We start from the raw sequence: 13,720 nt of genomic DNA, 5'->3' as shown, positions 1-13,720 counted from the left end.
CGAGTCCGACCTTGGTGATCTTCTTACGGGAGAAAGCATTCATGATCAGGTCCTTTTCTGTGATTCCCGGTGGGGATGAAAAGGATTCGCCACCCTCCCGATAAACGATTGGAACCGATCTGGTTCGTTACCTTTCCGTGATGAAGGGAGGCCCGAGCGGGATGATCGCGGGCGCGGCCCCCGGCCGTCCGACACGATGCTGGCCGGGCGTTGACGTTCTCCTGACGGGCTGCTGACGCGTGTCTCGCGAGGCTGATCCCACAGCAGATCACCGGCCGGACCCCCGGCCCTCACGCGAAGGAATCCGCATATGACCCGCCGAAGCCGTTTCACCGTCCCCGCCGTCGCCCTCTCCGCCGTGGCCCTTCTCGGCATCACGGGCTGCACGGCCGCGACGGCCGACGCCGCCTCGGACGCCGCCTCCGACGCCCCCTCGCCGGCCGCCGCTCCGACCGACGCCGAGGTGCAGGCCCTGTTCGACGACTGGAACGCCTCGCTCGCCACGGGCGACCCCGAGCAGGTCGCCGAGCACTACGCCGACGACGCGGTCCTGCTGCCGACCGTCTCGCCCGGCATCCACGACACCGAGGAGGAGCGGCTCGAGTACTTCGAGGGCTTCCTGCTCGACGAGCCGTCGGGTGAGATCACCGAGGGCGTCGTCCGCGACCTGGGCGACGGGTACGTCTCGCACTCCGGTCTCTACACGTTCACGATGGGGGCGACCGGTGACGTCGTGCCCGCGCGGTTCACCTTCGTGTACGCCGAGACCGACGGCGAGTGGAAGATCGTCGAGCACCACTCCTCGAAGGAGCCGGTGAAGCAGTAGGCCATCGTGTCGACCCTCGGCGCACCTCCGGCGTCCGTTCGTTTCCTGTCCAGCCGCGACTGAGACGATCCGGTGTGCACGTTCTCCTCGTCGAAGACGACCCCGCGATCGCCGGGTCCTTGCGCGAAGGCCTCGCGCGCTACGGCTACGAGGTCGACTGGGTGACGACCGGGCGGGAGGCGCTGGCCGCCGACGCTCCCGGCGTGGTCCTCCTCGACCTCGGTCTGCCCGACATGGACGGCCTCGACGTGTGCCGCCGTCTGCGTGCCCGGTCGAACGTGCCGATCATCGTCGTCACCGCCCGCGGCGACGAGGTCGACACGGTCGCGGGGCTCGAGGTCGGGGCCGACGACTACGTCGCGAAGCCGTTCGGGGTCCGCGAGATCGTCGCGCGGATCCGCGCGGTGACCCGCCGGCACGCGACCGACGCGACGGGCGAGGGAACGGAGCCCGCGCCTCCTCCCGTCCGGCTCGGCACGGTCACCATCGACGTCGCGGCCCGCCGCGTCACGCAGGGCGACGCCGAGATCGCACTCGCCCCGAAGGAGTTCGATCTGCTCGTCGCCCTGGCCCGCCGGGTCGGATCGGTCGTCACCCGGGAGGCGCTGATCGACGAGGTCTGGGACACCCACTGGTTCGGGTCCACCCGCACGCTCGACGTCCACGTGTCGGCGCTGCGGCAGAAGCTCGGCGCGGCGGTCGCGATCACGACCGTGCGCGGGGTGGGGTTCCGGGTGGAGCACGCCGATGCGTCGTAGGCTCATCGCCTCGTACCTGGTGATCGTCGGACTCGCGCTCGTCACGTTCACGGTGCCGGTCGGCATCCAGCTGAACGACCTGCTGCGCGATGGACAGCGCGAGGTGGCCCTGAGGGAGGCGCGCACGATCGCGGTCCTCCTCTCGACGGCGACGGAGGCGGACGACGCGACGGCCCGCGGCGCCCGGCTCGCACTCGTCCGGCTGCGCGACGAGATGGAGGATCAGACCGACGGTCGCGTCGAGCTGATCGGCGTCGATCGGCGACCCGCCCTCGGTCGCGAGGTCGCGGGGGTCGACGACGACGATTTCGACGCGGCCCTGTCGGGCGAGGAGAGCGTGCGATCGCTCGACGACTCCGTGCTCGGCGAGCGCGGTCTGCAGGTGACCGTCCCCGCGGTGACCGACGACGGATGGGTGGACGGCGCGGTGCGGGTCACCGTGCCGTCCGCGCCGGTCGACGCGCAGGTGCAGGGCGTGTGGCTCTTCCGACTCGGGGCCGGCGTGATCGTGCTCGTCCTGTCGGTGATCGCGAGCGCCGTCGTCGCGACGTCGCTGCTGCGGCCGCTCAGGCTGCTCGACGCCATGGCCGATCGCATCTCGCGCGGCGACGTGAGCGCCCGGGTGGATCTCGACGAGATGAGCACCTCCGAGGTGCGGCGTCTGGCGAGCACGTTGAACGACGGCACGCGGCGCATCGAGGTGCTGCTCACCGCGCAGCGCGCCTTCACCGCCGACGCGTCGCATCAGCTGCGGACGCCGCTCACCGCTCTGCGCCTGGGTCTCGAGAACCTCCACGACCGTCTCGACGACCCGGGCGACAAGGCGGCCGTCGATCGAGCCCTCAGCGAGTCAGGTCGTCTCAGCCGTCTCGTCTCCGACCTGCTCGAGCTGGCGCGGAGTCAGGCGTCGACGGCCACGCCGATGCGGGTCGACATCCGCGGTGTGCTCGACGAGCGGGCGGACATCTGGTCGTCGGCGGCGGAGGACGTCGGGGTGGCGATCGTCGTCGATCTGCCGGCTGGCGAGCTGCCGGTGCTCGCGACCCCGGGGCATCTGGAGCAGGCGCTCGACAACCTGATCGACAACGCGGTGCGGGCGAGTCCGGCGGGTGCGACGGTGACGCTCCGGGCGGCGCCGACGTCGGACGGGGTCGTCGTCGAGGTGAGCGACCAGGGCGGCGGCATGACGGCGGACGACCGCGCCCGGGCCTTCGACCGGTTCTGGAGCACGGCACCGGGCGGCTCGGGTCTCGGGCTCGCGATCGCCCGCGAGCTGGTCGAGCACGACGGCGGGTCGATCGGCCTGACCGACGCCCGGGGTGGCGGGCTCACCGCCGGGCTCCTCCTGAGGGGCGGCGGGTCGGACCTGCAGGAGGCGCACCAGGGTCCGACCGGGCGCCCGCCGCTCCGGTCGCGTGCGCGGTGAGCGGGGAGAGCCACGCACGAGTCGCGTCGGCCACGCCAGCTCGCCGCCGCAAAAGGGTGATCCCGTTACGGGTTGCGGCCGAATATGGAGTCTTTCTATGCACGGATTCCGTGCTTGAACTGGTCCATAGGCCATCTGCTGAGCGACGAGTTCGTTCGTGTTGCTCGCGTCGCTACAGGAGTACCTCGGTGATCGGACCACCGGTTACGCCGGGCTCGATGGCGACTGCCGGACGGTAGCGGGTGCCGTTGGTCGTGTCGCCATCCCATTCGTAGGCGAGGATCCGGAGTGTATTGAGATACCGCCCGATAAGCACGGACATAGGGAAAGGGCCGTGGAAGGCGAGATGCACTTCTGCTCGCCCGTGATCCGCGGCTAGTCGTTTAATCTGCTGGGCAATGGCCTGGCCTAGGCGGCCCGCTTCCCGTGGATCAATCCGATTCTTATTCGCGACGGAGATGATCTCTGCGGCGGCGTAGACTTTCGCGGATTCGCGTATCAGGCGCTGGAACGAAGAGAGGTCTGGATCAGCGGTAAGTGTCACAAAGACCGCGACTCTCTTCGTGGCATTGCTCGCCTCGATGACCTCGGTGGGGAGCGCCTTCACGTCGAGTTCTGTGACGCCCGGATCGTTGCTCGACGGTGTGGACTCCCAGGCGTTGTCCTGCACATCGAGAACCACAACGTCGCCGATCTTGGTTGCAGGCAATGCCGCGCCGAGCGCAAGTCCGATCGAAAGATGTCCGCCGCCGGAGATCCGCACGCGCTTCGCCCCTGCCGCGAATACTGCATCACCCGTGAGCGGGAGCGTCCTTTTAAGAAGTTCGAGGCCATCGGGTGACGGGAGCCTACCTTTGGTGGCCTCCTTGATCCGCATGTGAAGGTCGTCGTCGTCGTCGTCTACCGCGAATGGGGCGGGGCGGCTTTGGACTCGAATGGAGAAGTCCCGACCCTCTGCGCGGATCTCAGGTCGGCGTTGCTGTATGCGGTGCATGAGGAGGTCGCGAACGATTTCGAGCTCGCCGGACGGGTCAAGCAAGTTGGCCTGTTTCTTGTCGGCGAGACTTCGTGCTGGTGCAATTCGCAGCAGGCGGTCGGGCGCGTCGTAGTCGCATTTCGACTCGCTGTCCTCTCGTGCAACCTTATTGGCTATGCACAGGCTGAATGCGGGATCTTCGTCAAGCTGGAGCAGCCGGGGAAGTTCGCGTTCGCGCACGATCTCGCTGTTGACGATGTCCGGAGTCACAACGAGCACCCCTGCTGAAAGCCCTTCGGTGAGCGCCTGCTCGAGTCGGTCGGTGGTCGTGCCTGGACGGAGGTCGACGCGGTCTCTCCAAACGACGAGGCCCGCGGCCCTGAGTAGGTTTTCCAACGACTCCGCTGGCTCAGTCCCGTCGATCTGGCGGTACGAGATGAATACCGGCCCTTTACCGCGAACTGCGCCATCAGGAAGGGGGCCGAGGGAACTAAATCGTGATGCGGGAAGGGTCACGTCCGCATCACGAGTGACGGCTCGGCCGAGCCTCTGACGTCGCGCGATCAGGCCGAGGTACGCACCAGCGTGGCCGGGCGTGAAGACGAGGAGCGCGACAGGCCGGCCCGCGGCCTTGGCAGCGGCGCGCATTGCGTTGCGGTCGATTGTGCTCGGGCCAGACGGCGTGGGATGGCTGTGCCATTCACCGACGTAGCCAATTGGGTCATCCTCTGCTCTATCCGAGAGGAATTCTGCGAGGAGCTTGTTCGCTCGAACGTCGTCACGGACATATCGGTCCCTCGTCGCAACATCACTCTCAACTACGATCGCGTGAGTGACCACTACCTTGTCTGCATCGTGGTACCCGAGGAGGATGCCGCCGGTTTCGAGAGGCAATCGTTTCGCTGTTTGGGATGCGATTGTTTCGTCGGCGTTAGCACTTACGTCGATAATCGAAGAGGCGTGAGTCATTGGGGGATCCTTGCTGGGTCATCGAGGTTTCGCACTTCCCCTGAGGGGTGAACGGGGCGCTCGATAAGAAGACCGATGACGTGACGGACGGTCACGGATGCTGCCTCGACCGCGACGTGGGGTGGCGTCGGCGAGATCGGGCTGCCGCACCCGGCTTCGAACATTCGAGGCGGCTGCTGATCGACGACGCTCGAGACAGGCAATGCGTTGGCGCCCTTAAAAGGAGGGAGTATGTCGACGCGGTAGGTGGTGCCTTCGTTCTGAATCGAGGCGGACACGATTCGCTTCCGCGCGGACCTGGCCGCGACATGCAGAAGCGCGGTGGTGGCGAAGTCCGCGCTTGTATCCACGACGAGATCATGACTCGTCAGAAGTTCCATAGCGACGTCGCCCGACGAAACAGCTTTGTCGAGTTCATTGATGTTCTCCGCGGCGATCTCATGCCGGGAGACCAAGTACCGTTTGACCGCCACGACTTTTGGAAGCCCCACCATCTCAGGTCCTACAAGGTGGCGAATAAGGTTGCCGGGCATGACAATGTCGTCGTCAATGAGTGTTATGCGTCGGATGCCGGCACGCACGAGCATGTCTACGGTAAAAGAGCCAAGGGCGCCGACGCCGACGATCGCGACCCGCGCTTCGTGAAGCAGAGGCGCAACAAGACCTGCGCGGGCCGTTTTGGCGGCGATAGTGTCTGCGGTCGCGCGGAGGCACCGAACCGCAATTTTCCCGTCCTTAGTCGGCCATACCTCGAGGACAATCGTGCCGTCATGGGTGCCGCGGCGGTAGATGAGCACGACGATTTCGACGAAGTGGTTACGGATGCGGCGGTCGAGATCCACGTTAGGGGCAATGCGGGCAGTGACGTCTTGCCAAGATTTCGGCGGAACGTCTATGTCGCCGAGATCGGCGACATAGCCAAACCGGTCCTTGCCGTGCCTGGACGTCTTCGGCGGGCGTGTGCCGCTCCCGATCCGCATGGTGTTGTTGCCACTCGGGCGAAAGCGCACGAACCCATTGGGGTAGCCGGTGAGATCGTCGTAGAGATACAAGCGCTTGTCATCGGAGAACTGGAAGTATCGCTCGAGATCTAAATCCGGCCGATCATCGGGCCACCCCGCACGCGCCTGCTCAAACCAAGCAGTCACATGCGCGAGAAAAGCTGACGCTTCCGTCCACCACAGGTCGTCATGGTCGTCTTCAGCCACCAAGCAGAGTGCGCCATCCAGCTCCCGATGCCATGACCATTCGACGCTGTCCGGGTCGACGGGAACGACGCGCGGCGGCCGAAACGGAAAGCGAACCCCGAACGAGATCATGACCTCCGTCGACCCATCCGCATGTGCAATCATGCCTCGCCACCCGGTGTCGCTCTCGCGGAAGCCCACGCGAATTAGGCCTTCCTCGAAATGCTGACGACAGTATGCGATGTAGTCGTCATACTCGGCTGTCGTCATCCAAAGGTCCTTGCACCGGCGGGCACTACCCGCTCACCTGCGGAGATCGCGAACTCTCGCTTCGATCCGTCGTCGTTGAAGCCCCTCGGCATTGGGAAGACGGTTTCGTCATCGCCGTTCTTGCCAAGCAGCCTCTGGAACACCAGCGCAGCTTTGCCCTCGTCCTCCTCATCGAGCGCATCCTGTGCGTCAACGGCGGCGTCAAGGAATCGAGTCCGAGCTGCCTCGAGCTCATCATCGGTCGCGCGGATGCCGATGGATTGGCCGGGGAGCGTGGGGTCGCTGACTGCAGTGCCATAGGTGACGAAGTCCTCGATGATCTTGCTCACCTCATCGAGCGCCGAGGCGTAATACTCCGCGTGATCGCTTCCTGTCACGAGACCCGTGGCGAAGGCCTGGTACGCCGCGACCTCAAAGAAAAAGCCCCCCGGCTTCTTCTTCCCGAGAAGCGCGCGCCGGGTCTGGCGGAGCAGCTTCACTGTCGGGACGTAGAAACCGTCGTGTTCGGTGTTCATCTCAGTCGACAACGAAGTCAACATTTCCGGGTTGGTGCGCACCCACTGGTTGTCGTCGCCCTTCTGCGGGATCTCCCAAGTCTCGCCGTCCCAATGCGGGCGGGCCGGAACGGCGTCGACGTAGAGGTCGTAGTCAGGGAATGAGACCTGCAGACTTCGATCCTGTCGCTTGGTCCGTTGGTGTCCGTCGTCATCACGCCCGAACTCACCATGGAGGACGGTGAAGAACCGATCAAGAATCTCCTTTGACGTCACGTCGTTCGGGAGATCAGGGAGACGGACGAACACGTCAACGTCTTTCACGCGCTTGATGGACACGCTTCGCTTGTAGGAACCTATCAGCACCGGGTTAACCCCATACTCTGCGAGCTTCACATCAGCCGCGAGGGCATCACGGACCCGACGATGCGCCTCTGGCGCATTGGCTTTGTCGTCGCCGGGCTCGATGGAGCTCAACGCATCCTTGAACTGCTGTTTCAGATGGGCCATCTGTTGCACTCCGCTCTCAATCGGGTTGGTCTTATGAGTCTACGAAGGGGGTCCGACATTGAGACACGCCGCTCGGTGATGCCGACCCTCTCGATCTCATGGAACGCCCTAGTGATCGCCGATTCACAAGCCGACCGCCTTATCTCCTACTTCATGCTTCGTTTGACGTGGATGGCGAAACCGGCCGGTCAGCGTTTGCGTTCCCGGCCGAGTGACGTCGGCTGTTCAGCGGGGCCGCCGCCGTCTTGAAAATTGCTTATTCAGCCAGCGACCGAATTTTTATTCTGTGACGATCTCAGGGGCGATACCGGCTTTCTCGTCATCGTTCGAAATGAAGAACGGGTCGTGGGCTGCGAGGGCGGAAGGTCGTGGAGCCGGGGGTTGCTAAGTTGACTCGGGTGTCTTTGGACGCCTCTACTCGCGGACGCGGCGCTGGAAAGGCCTTGGTGGGCAAGATCGAATCTCTGAGCGCCGAGCGTGGCATTCGCACCCTCCGGTTGACAGTGCGTGCTGATCTTGCTGAGGCGCACGGACTATATCGGCATCTCGTCTACGAGCCCGTCCCTCCCCTCTCGACCTCGCCTTATGCGACCATCAACTCGCTAAGGTGCTGCGGAACTTCCGGTAGAAGAGCGGCCAGCGGGCGCCGCGCATCATCCCGTCGGACGCCGAACACGATTTCGAGTCTGGCGATCGCGTCCTGCACCTGGGGGAGGGCGAGGGAGGCGCCGTGCGCGTCTGCGGTGTCCCAGAGCTCGACAACGAAGACGGTGTCGGGCTAGTCGTCATTCACCCCGATCTCGTAGGCCCGGCATCCGGCGCCCGCGTGGCTCTCGTTGCGTTCGGTGAGGAGGGCGTCGAGTTCATCGCGCTTTCCGGGTGCGGCCCCGAGAATGCCGACGTTCACGAAGGTCATGTCGCGACTCGATCGCGGGTTCAGCCGGCGGCGATCTCGCGCAGCGTCGCCAGGTGGGCCGACCACGCCGTGCGGCCCTCAGCCGTGAGCTTGAGGGAGGTCCGTGGTCGCTTGCCGACGAGTCCCTTCTTGACGTGCACGAATCCGGCCGCCTCGAGCACGAGTAGAAGTCGGGGAGTCCACGTGGAGGACCGCTCCGGACGATCGTCGGCCGGGCCGTCTGCGAGAGTGCTGGCATGCTCTCTCCTCAGTCGCTGTCCGAAGGTGACCGTCGTCTCGTCGCAGCATGGGCTGCTGACTGCGCTGAGAGAGTCCTGCCTCTCTTCGAGGCCGAGGCTCCGGATGAAGACCGACCACGGGACGGGATCGCTCGAGCGCGTGCGTTCTCGCGAGGTGAACTGGATGCAGCGGGAGAGATACGGCGGCGCTTCGTCGCGGGGCGGGCCGCGCAGTCAGCCAGGTCGCCGGCGGGGAAGGCCGCTGCGTGGTCCGCGGGGCAGGTGGCTGCCGTAGCGCACATGGGCGCTCACGCTCTCGGCGCAGCCGCCTATGCAGCGAAAGCGGCCGAGCTGGCATCGCCGAGCGGAGGTGAGACCGAGGTCCGGTGGCAAGTGCAGCACATGAGCCGCTCGGTCCGGGCCGCACTCCACACCCTGCCGCTTCTCGGGGAGGACTCGTCCGGCCCTCTCGGTCCGGGGCTCCTGGCTTCCGGTGTGCTCGGAGAGACGATCCATGCTCTGCAGCGCACCCTCACAGACATCGAGCAGGACTGAGCTTCCCCTGTGGTCCTCTTGTGCAGGTCCCGAAGGGGATCGTGCACCGAGCCGTCCCCGCTGTCGCCAGCTGGCTCTTAGTCTCGAGGCATGAGCTCGTTCACCTGGCCGGGGTCGGCCCAGCAGGAGACCGCTCCGGTGGCCGTGATCCTTCCCGGCACGGGGTACACCGCTAAAGCGCCGTTGCTCTACTGGTCTGCTGTCCTGCTCTGTGAACAGGGGTGGCGTGTTCGGGCGGTCGAATGGGACGTGAATCCACAGGCGGCGGACGAATCACAGGCTGACGTCGAGCGTGAGTTGCAGCAGGCCGGCGATGCAGCGGGTGGCCGTGTCGATCTCGTCGTCGCCAAGTCGTTCGGCACCCTCGGCCTGCCGTGGGCAGTGGCACACGCTGTTCCGGGCGTGTGGCTCACGCCGGTCCTGACCGAGGCGGTGATCCTCGACGCGTTGGCTCAGGCATCGGCGGCCCATCTCGCCGTCGGAGGCAGTCGGGATCCACTGTGGTCACCTGCGATGCGCCTCCAGACAGATGCAGTCGTCCAGACGATGGAGGGTGCCGATCACAGCTTGCTCCTCGCCGATGATTGGCACGGCTCCCTGGATCTGCACAAGCAGCTCTACGAGGTCATCGCGGAGCATGCGAAGCGCGTCCGCTAGAGGATCGACGTCTCCTGCATCCGGTCGCCCGACGGTCGATCGTCATCCTGACGCTCTTCGGCATGTGGGCCTCGAACTTCCAGCTCGTCGGCGGTGGACCGGGGCTCACGTCCGGCTACGTGCCCTGCGCCACCGGTGGAGACGATCCCCGCTGCACGGAGGGCCGTCTGCCAGGAACTCGCGTTCGCCCGGTAGCCGAATCGTGCATCGGGCGTGCCACGAGGGCACGGTTGGCGCTGAGCCCTCGGCCCCTACCTCTGGACGGCGCGAACGGTCTCTCGGACGGCGTCCTCGACGAGGGCTTGGCGCGCGTCCGCGTCGTCCTGTTCCGACTCGTGCACGAAGGCCACGGAACCGCGCCGAGCTCCGACGTAGTCCACGATCCCGTGCTCGATCTGCGTGCGGAGCGCCTGCTCGTAGCCGTGCCGCTCGTACGTGCCGGCGGCGTCGCCCGCGACGGCGACGAGGTGGACGGTGAGCCTGCCGAGATTGCGCCGTGTGCCGCTCTCGTCGATGCTGAAGGCCCAACCGTTGATGAACACGCGATCGATCCAGCCCTTCAACAGCGCCGGCATCGACCACCAGTAGACGGGGAACACCAGGACGAGGTGGTCGGCGGCATCGAGCCGAAGCTGCTCACGGACGACGTCGGCGGGGGTCCCCCCGTCGCCGCGGTAGCAGGCCCGATCGGCGAGACCGAAGCGTGGGTCGAAGCCCTCAGCGGCGAGGTCGGCGACTGCGCCCTCGCCGGGTTGCAGTGCCTCGAGGATCTGCCGGGCGATGCCGGCGGTGAGGGAGGTCTGATCGGGGTGCGCGGTGACGATGAGGGTGTTCACGCACCCCAGTCAAGCGGACGCGGCTGGTCGCCCCGCCGCTCTGTCAGGGCAGCAGCAGCGACTCCAGTTCCCTTCGGTCGCCTCGGAAGGCGTTCATGTCGATGAACTCCTCATCACCGTCGTATCCGTCGAGTCGTTCGCGCGCGGACCACTGCCAGAAGGTCCAGTCGCGGTCGTCGGCGAGATGCGGCGAGGTGGCGACGGAGCGGAACCAGATGGGGTTGTCGGGGTAGTTCCCGGCGAGGTACCGCTCGTACCAGTCGCGGGTCGCGTAGAGCACAGCCGGTCGGCCGTAGTGCCGTTCGATGGCCAGCAGGAGCGGGTCGAGCACCTCCCGGACCGCGTCTGCCGGGGGAGGGGCGTCGCAGTACTCCGCGTAGCACTCGACGTCGACCACGACGGGCAGATCACCCCCGTTCCGGGAGACGGCGGCGATGACGTTGGCTGCCTGATCGGCTCCCGGGCTGTCGACGCTGAGGAAGTGGTACGCGCCGACGAGCAGGTCGGTGTCGTGTGCGTCGGCCCAGTTGTCGTCGAATCGGGGGTCCTGGTAGCTCGAGCCCTCCGTGGCTTTGATCCACGCGAAGTCGATGTCCTCCTCCGCCAGGACATCCCAGTCGATCGTGCCCTGGTAGGCGGACACATCGACGCCCTGCACCGGGTACCGGAGGGCCGCCGTGCGGGTGGGCCAGAGCGTTCCCGTCAGGAGGAGCGCGGCGACGACGAGCAGGGCGAGGGCGACCCCGGCGGCCGCGAGCACGACGCGGCGCCGCCGACGCGGTCGAGGAAGCGGGCGTGCTCTGGCTACCATCCAGGTCCTCCAATGCGGAGCCTCATTCGTTGTCGGATGCGACCTGCAGGTCATGCCACCCAGGAACCACGATGGTCTCATGACCTATCTGCACGGGATCGACGTCGCTGCTGAGCTTCGTGAGGTTCGGGATCATTGGACGCCGCGGGTCGTCGGGCAGGTGAACGACCAGTACGTGAAGGTCGCCAAGCTGCTCGGTGAGCTGGTCTGGCACGCCCACGATGCCGAGGACGAGATGTTCCTCGTCGTCTCGGGCCGCCTCCGGATCCAACTGCCTGACGACGAGGAGGTCGTACTCGGCCCGGGGCAGTTCCACGTCGTCCCGCGAGGGGTGCAGCACAACCCGATCGCGGACGAAGAGGTCGAGATCGTCCTGATCGAGACGGTCACGACGGCCCACACCGGCGACGTCGTCGTCGAGGGCACGGTTCCGGTCGAGAGGCAGATCGGCGACTTCCGCTGACCTCTGAGGCAGTGTGAACGGTGTGTCCGGTGGACGATCACGCAAAGGGCGGGCGTGAGTGGTGGGATCCGGGTGCGACGATGTGCGGGTGACTGATGCCATGGAACCCGCGCTCGTCCCGGAGCTGCTCGTCACCGATCTTGATCGAAGCATCGCCTTCTGGTGCGACCTCTGCGGTTTCACCATCAGCTATGCGCGACCGGACGAGCTGTTCGCGTACATCGTCCTCGGCTCGGCGCACATCATGCTCGAGCAGATCGGAGTCGGCAGGAACTGGGTCACGGGCCCTCTGCAGCGCCCCTTGGGTCGCGGAGCGAACTTCCAGGTCACGGTTCTCGACAGTGGCGCCTTGGCCACCAGGCTCCACGACGCCGGTGTCGAGCTCTTCATGCAGCTGGAGACGAAGTGGTACCGCGTCGGGGAGGAGGAGGCCGGCGTGCAGCAGTTCCTGGTCCAGGATCCAGACGGCTACCTGATCAGGTTCCAGTCTTCGGCGGGGCGTCGACGGGTCGCCCGGTAGACGATCGATCACCGGGAGGGTGCGACGACGGTGTGTCCGACTCGGCTGGTCCCTGGTGGCAGTCCGCCGGCCCTCATCTAGGAGGCGAAGAGGCGGAGCGCGTCGTCGCTGAGGGGGCGGTCGGCGAAGAGGAGCCGTACCGCATCCGGGTCGGGGTTCCCCTCGTCCGGGCCGCGCCACACGAGCTCGAGGCCCGCCCGCTGGGCCGCACGACGCGATCCCTCGTTGTGCTCGAGGAGGGACGCGACCATCGGCAGGTCGCGCCCCGTCGCGGACACCGCCTGTCGAGCCGCTGCGACGATCTCCTGCGCGTAGCCCCGGCCCCACGCCGATGGAGCCAGCCGGTAGTAGATGTTCCAGGCGAGGCCCCCGCGGAGGCTGGGGCCGCCCATGCCGACCAGCGCGCCCGTCGCCGTGTCCCGCGCGACCCAGACATCGACGCCGTTGACCTCCCATCCCGCCAGGTACCGATCGACCAGTTCGCGTGTCTGGGACGGCTCGGTGTGGCGTGCGGACGGGAGGTGCCTCCAGACCTCCGGGTCGGCGTGCAGGGCGTGGAGTTCCGGCAGATCTCGATCGGTCGGGCGGGAGAGCGTCAGACGCTCGGTCGGCGTCGCCTGGATCGGGTGGGTCATGTCCACCATTCTCCCCTGCGTCGTCGATCAGGATTCAGTCGCCGCAGATCCGACGATCATCGAGGTCTGGCCGAAATGCGAGACGGGCGCACGCCAGGGTCGACAGCGCAAAGTGCATGCGTTGTAATAGATCTCGGTAAGCGCGCTGGTTACGCGCCAGGAATGGACCGATTTCGGGATCGGCCATCCGCCCTCGACCGGCTACCGCGGCGATTCTGATCCTCGTCGCGTCGGCCGTCTGTCGATGTCGAGGGCGGGGCCGGCTTCGCGCACCCCTGCGCGGCGGCCCCGCCTGAAAGCACCGAAACCCGGATCTCCGCCCCTTTGCGCCACGACCGTGGCCGGGGGCTGGTGGTTCCATGGAGCGATGGCACCCGACTCAGACTCCGACGGCCGGACCGTGAGCTTCTCCATCGGACGAGACGAGATCGTGATCCGACACAAGTACGAAGTCGTGAGCATCGTCAACGACATCATGGTCGCGGCCTGGTTCGTGGTGGGCAGCATCCTCTTCTTCTCCGAGTCCACCACCATCACGGGTACGTGGCTTTTTCTGCTCGGCAGCATCCAGCTGATGATCCGACCCCTCATCAGACTCGCTCGTCGCATCCATCTGCAGCGTTCCGGCAGCGGCGCACCCGGAGACAGCGGACAGGATTTCTGACCTGCGACGGTCTGACGCATCCGACGGCC

At 66.2% G+C, this 13,720-nt stretch carries 17 protein-coding genes; 9 read left to right on the top strand and 8 right to left on the bottom strand.

Going from position 1 to position 13,720, the window contains the following annotated elements:
- The first annotated feature begins 310 nt into the window (after window positions 1-310).
- The 3 genes from SOM11_RS13825 to SOM11_RS13815 all read left to right on the top strand — a co-directional run bounded on the left by SOM11_RS13825 (window position 311) and on the right by SOM11_RS13815 (window position 3,010).
- Window positions 311-826: an SgcJ/EcaC family oxidoreductase gene (locus SOM11_RS13825; protein WP_320478394.1), complete on the top strand. Its 516-nt coding sequence runs from the start codon at window positions 311-313 to the stop codon at window positions 824-826.
- A 74-nt stretch (window positions 827-900) separates the two neighbouring features.
- On the top strand, window positions 901-1,584 hold the full coding sequence (locus SOM11_RS13820) for a response regulator transcription factor (RefSeq protein WP_192059331.1): 684 nt from the start codon (window positions 901-903) through the stop codon (window positions 1,582-1,584).
- Entirely contained in the window at window positions 1,574-3,010 is a 1,437-nt protein-coding gene (locus SOM11_RS13815) for a HAMP domain-containing sensor histidine kinase (protein ID WP_320478393.1), read from the top strand. The genes SOM11_RS13820 and SOM11_RS13815 overlap by 11 nt, the downstream gene beginning before the upstream one ends.
- A gap of 172 nt (window positions 3,011-3,182) precedes the next feature.
- Here SOM11_RS13815 and SOM11_RS13810 read toward each other — a convergent pair whose 3' ends face one another.
- From SOM11_RS13810 to SOM11_RS13800, 3 genes are read right to left on the bottom strand one after another with little or no spacing between them, the layout of a single operon-like run.
- On the bottom strand, window positions 3,183-4,955 hold the full coding sequence (locus SOM11_RS13810) for an SAVED domain-containing protein (RefSeq protein WP_320478392.1): 1,773 nt from the start codon (window positions 4,953-4,955) through the stop codon (window positions 3,183-3,185).
- Window positions 4,952-6,412, bottom strand: a complete 1,461-nt coding sequence (locus SOM11_RS13805) for a ThiF family adenylyltransferase (RefSeq protein WP_320478391.1) — start codon at window positions 6,410-6,412, stop codon at window positions 4,952-4,954. The genes SOM11_RS13810 and SOM11_RS13805 overlap by 4 nt, the downstream gene beginning before the upstream one ends.
- On the bottom strand, window positions 6,409-7,416 hold the full coding sequence (locus tag SOM11_RS13800; protein WP_320478390.1) for a nucleotidyltransferase: 1,008 nt from the start codon (window positions 7,414-7,416) through the stop codon (window positions 6,409-6,411). The genes SOM11_RS13805 and SOM11_RS13800 overlap by 4 nt, the downstream gene beginning before the upstream one ends.
- 368 nt (window positions 7,417-7,784) lie before the next feature.
- Between SOM11_RS13800 and SOM11_RS15095 the strand changes: the two genes are divergently transcribed.
- Window positions 7,785-8,198 carry a GNAT family N-acetyltransferase gene (locus SOM11_RS15095; protein ID WP_414655469.1) on the top strand — a complete coding sequence of 138 codons (414 nt, stop codon included), beginning with the start codon at window positions 7,785-7,787 and terminating at the stop codon, window positions 8,196-8,198.
- Here SOM11_RS15095 and SOM11_RS13795 read toward each other — a convergent pair.
- The gene (locus tag SOM11_RS13795; protein ID WP_320478389.1) at window positions 8,195-8,332 is read right to left on the bottom strand and encodes a hypothetical protein; all 138 of its coding nucleotides are present in this window, start codon (window positions 8,330-8,332) and stop codon (window positions 8,195-8,197) included. The genes SOM11_RS15095 and SOM11_RS13795 overlap by 4 nt on opposite strands.
- Before the next feature lie 20 nt (window positions 8,333-8,352).
- A complete protein-coding gene (locus tag SOM11_RS13790) occupies window positions 8,353-8,493 on the bottom strand; it encodes a transcriptional regulator (RefSeq protein WP_320478388.1) in 141 nt (46 codons plus the stop codon).
- A gap of 75 nt (window positions 8,494-8,568) precedes the next feature.
- On the opposite strand from SOM11_RS13790, the gene SOM11_RS15060 reads away from it, so the two are divergent.
- Both SOM11_RS15060 and SOM11_RS13785 read left to right on the top strand, forming a co-directional pair.
- A complete protein-coding gene (locus tag SOM11_RS15060; protein WP_341850018.1) occupies window positions 8,569-9,105 on the top strand; it encodes a putative immunity protein in 537 nt (178 codons plus the stop codon).
- Window positions 9,106-9,195: 90 nt separating this feature from the next.
- On the top strand, window positions 9,196-9,762 hold the full coding sequence (locus tag SOM11_RS13785) for a hypothetical protein (RefSeq protein ID WP_320478387.1): 567 nt from the start codon (window positions 9,196-9,198) through the stop codon (window positions 9,760-9,762).
- 251 nt (window positions 9,763-10,013) lie between these two features.
- On the opposite strand, the gene SOM11_RS13780 is transcribed toward SOM11_RS13785, so the two are convergent.
- Entirely contained in the window at window positions 10,014-10,598 is a 585-nt protein-coding gene (locus tag SOM11_RS13780; protein ID WP_320478386.1) for an NAD(P)H-dependent oxidoreductase, read from the bottom strand.
- A 43-nt stretch (window positions 10,599-10,641) separates the two neighbouring features.
- A complete protein-coding gene (locus SOM11_RS13775; protein WP_320478385.1) occupies window positions 10,642-11,409 on the bottom strand; it encodes a GH25 family lysozyme in 768 nt (255 codons plus the stop codon).
- Between the two features lie 79 nt (window positions 11,410-11,488).
- Here SOM11_RS13775 and SOM11_RS13770 point away from each other — a divergent pair, with 79 nt between their 5' ends.
- Together SOM11_RS13770 and SOM11_RS13765 are read left to right on the top strand one after the other, a co-directional pair.
- A complete protein-coding gene (locus tag SOM11_RS13770) occupies window positions 11,489-11,872 on the top strand; it encodes a cupin domain-containing protein (protein WP_320478384.1) in 384 nt (127 codons plus the stop codon).
- 88 nt (window positions 11,873-11,960) lie between these two features.
- Window positions 11,961-12,392, top strand: a complete 432-nt coding sequence (locus SOM11_RS13765) for a VOC family protein (protein ID WP_197981780.1) — start codon at window positions 11,961-11,963, stop codon at window positions 12,390-12,392.
- A 77-nt stretch (window positions 12,393-12,469) separates the two neighbouring features.
- On the opposite strand, the gene SOM11_RS13760 is transcribed toward SOM11_RS13765, so the two are convergent.
- Entirely contained in the window at window positions 12,470-13,027 is a 558-nt protein-coding gene (locus SOM11_RS13760) for a GNAT family N-acetyltransferase (protein WP_320478383.1), read from the bottom strand.
- A gap of 367 nt (window positions 13,028-13,394) precedes the next feature.
- On the opposite strand from SOM11_RS13760, the gene SOM11_RS13755 reads away from it, so the two are divergent.
- A complete protein-coding gene (locus tag SOM11_RS13755) occupies window positions 13,395-13,691 on the top strand; it encodes a YrhK family protein (protein WP_320478382.1) in 297 nt (98 codons plus the stop codon).
- The last annotated feature ends 29 nt before the right edge of the window (window positions 13,692-13,720 follow it).

This window comes from Frigoribacterium sp. CFBP9029 (assembly GCF_034045305.1).
GTDB lineage: Bacteria > Actinomycetota > Actinomycetes > Actinomycetales > Microbacteriaceae > Frigoribacterium.
Note: the sequence above shows the minus strand (reverse complement) of the source record. Positions and strands in the feature narration are given on the sequence as shown.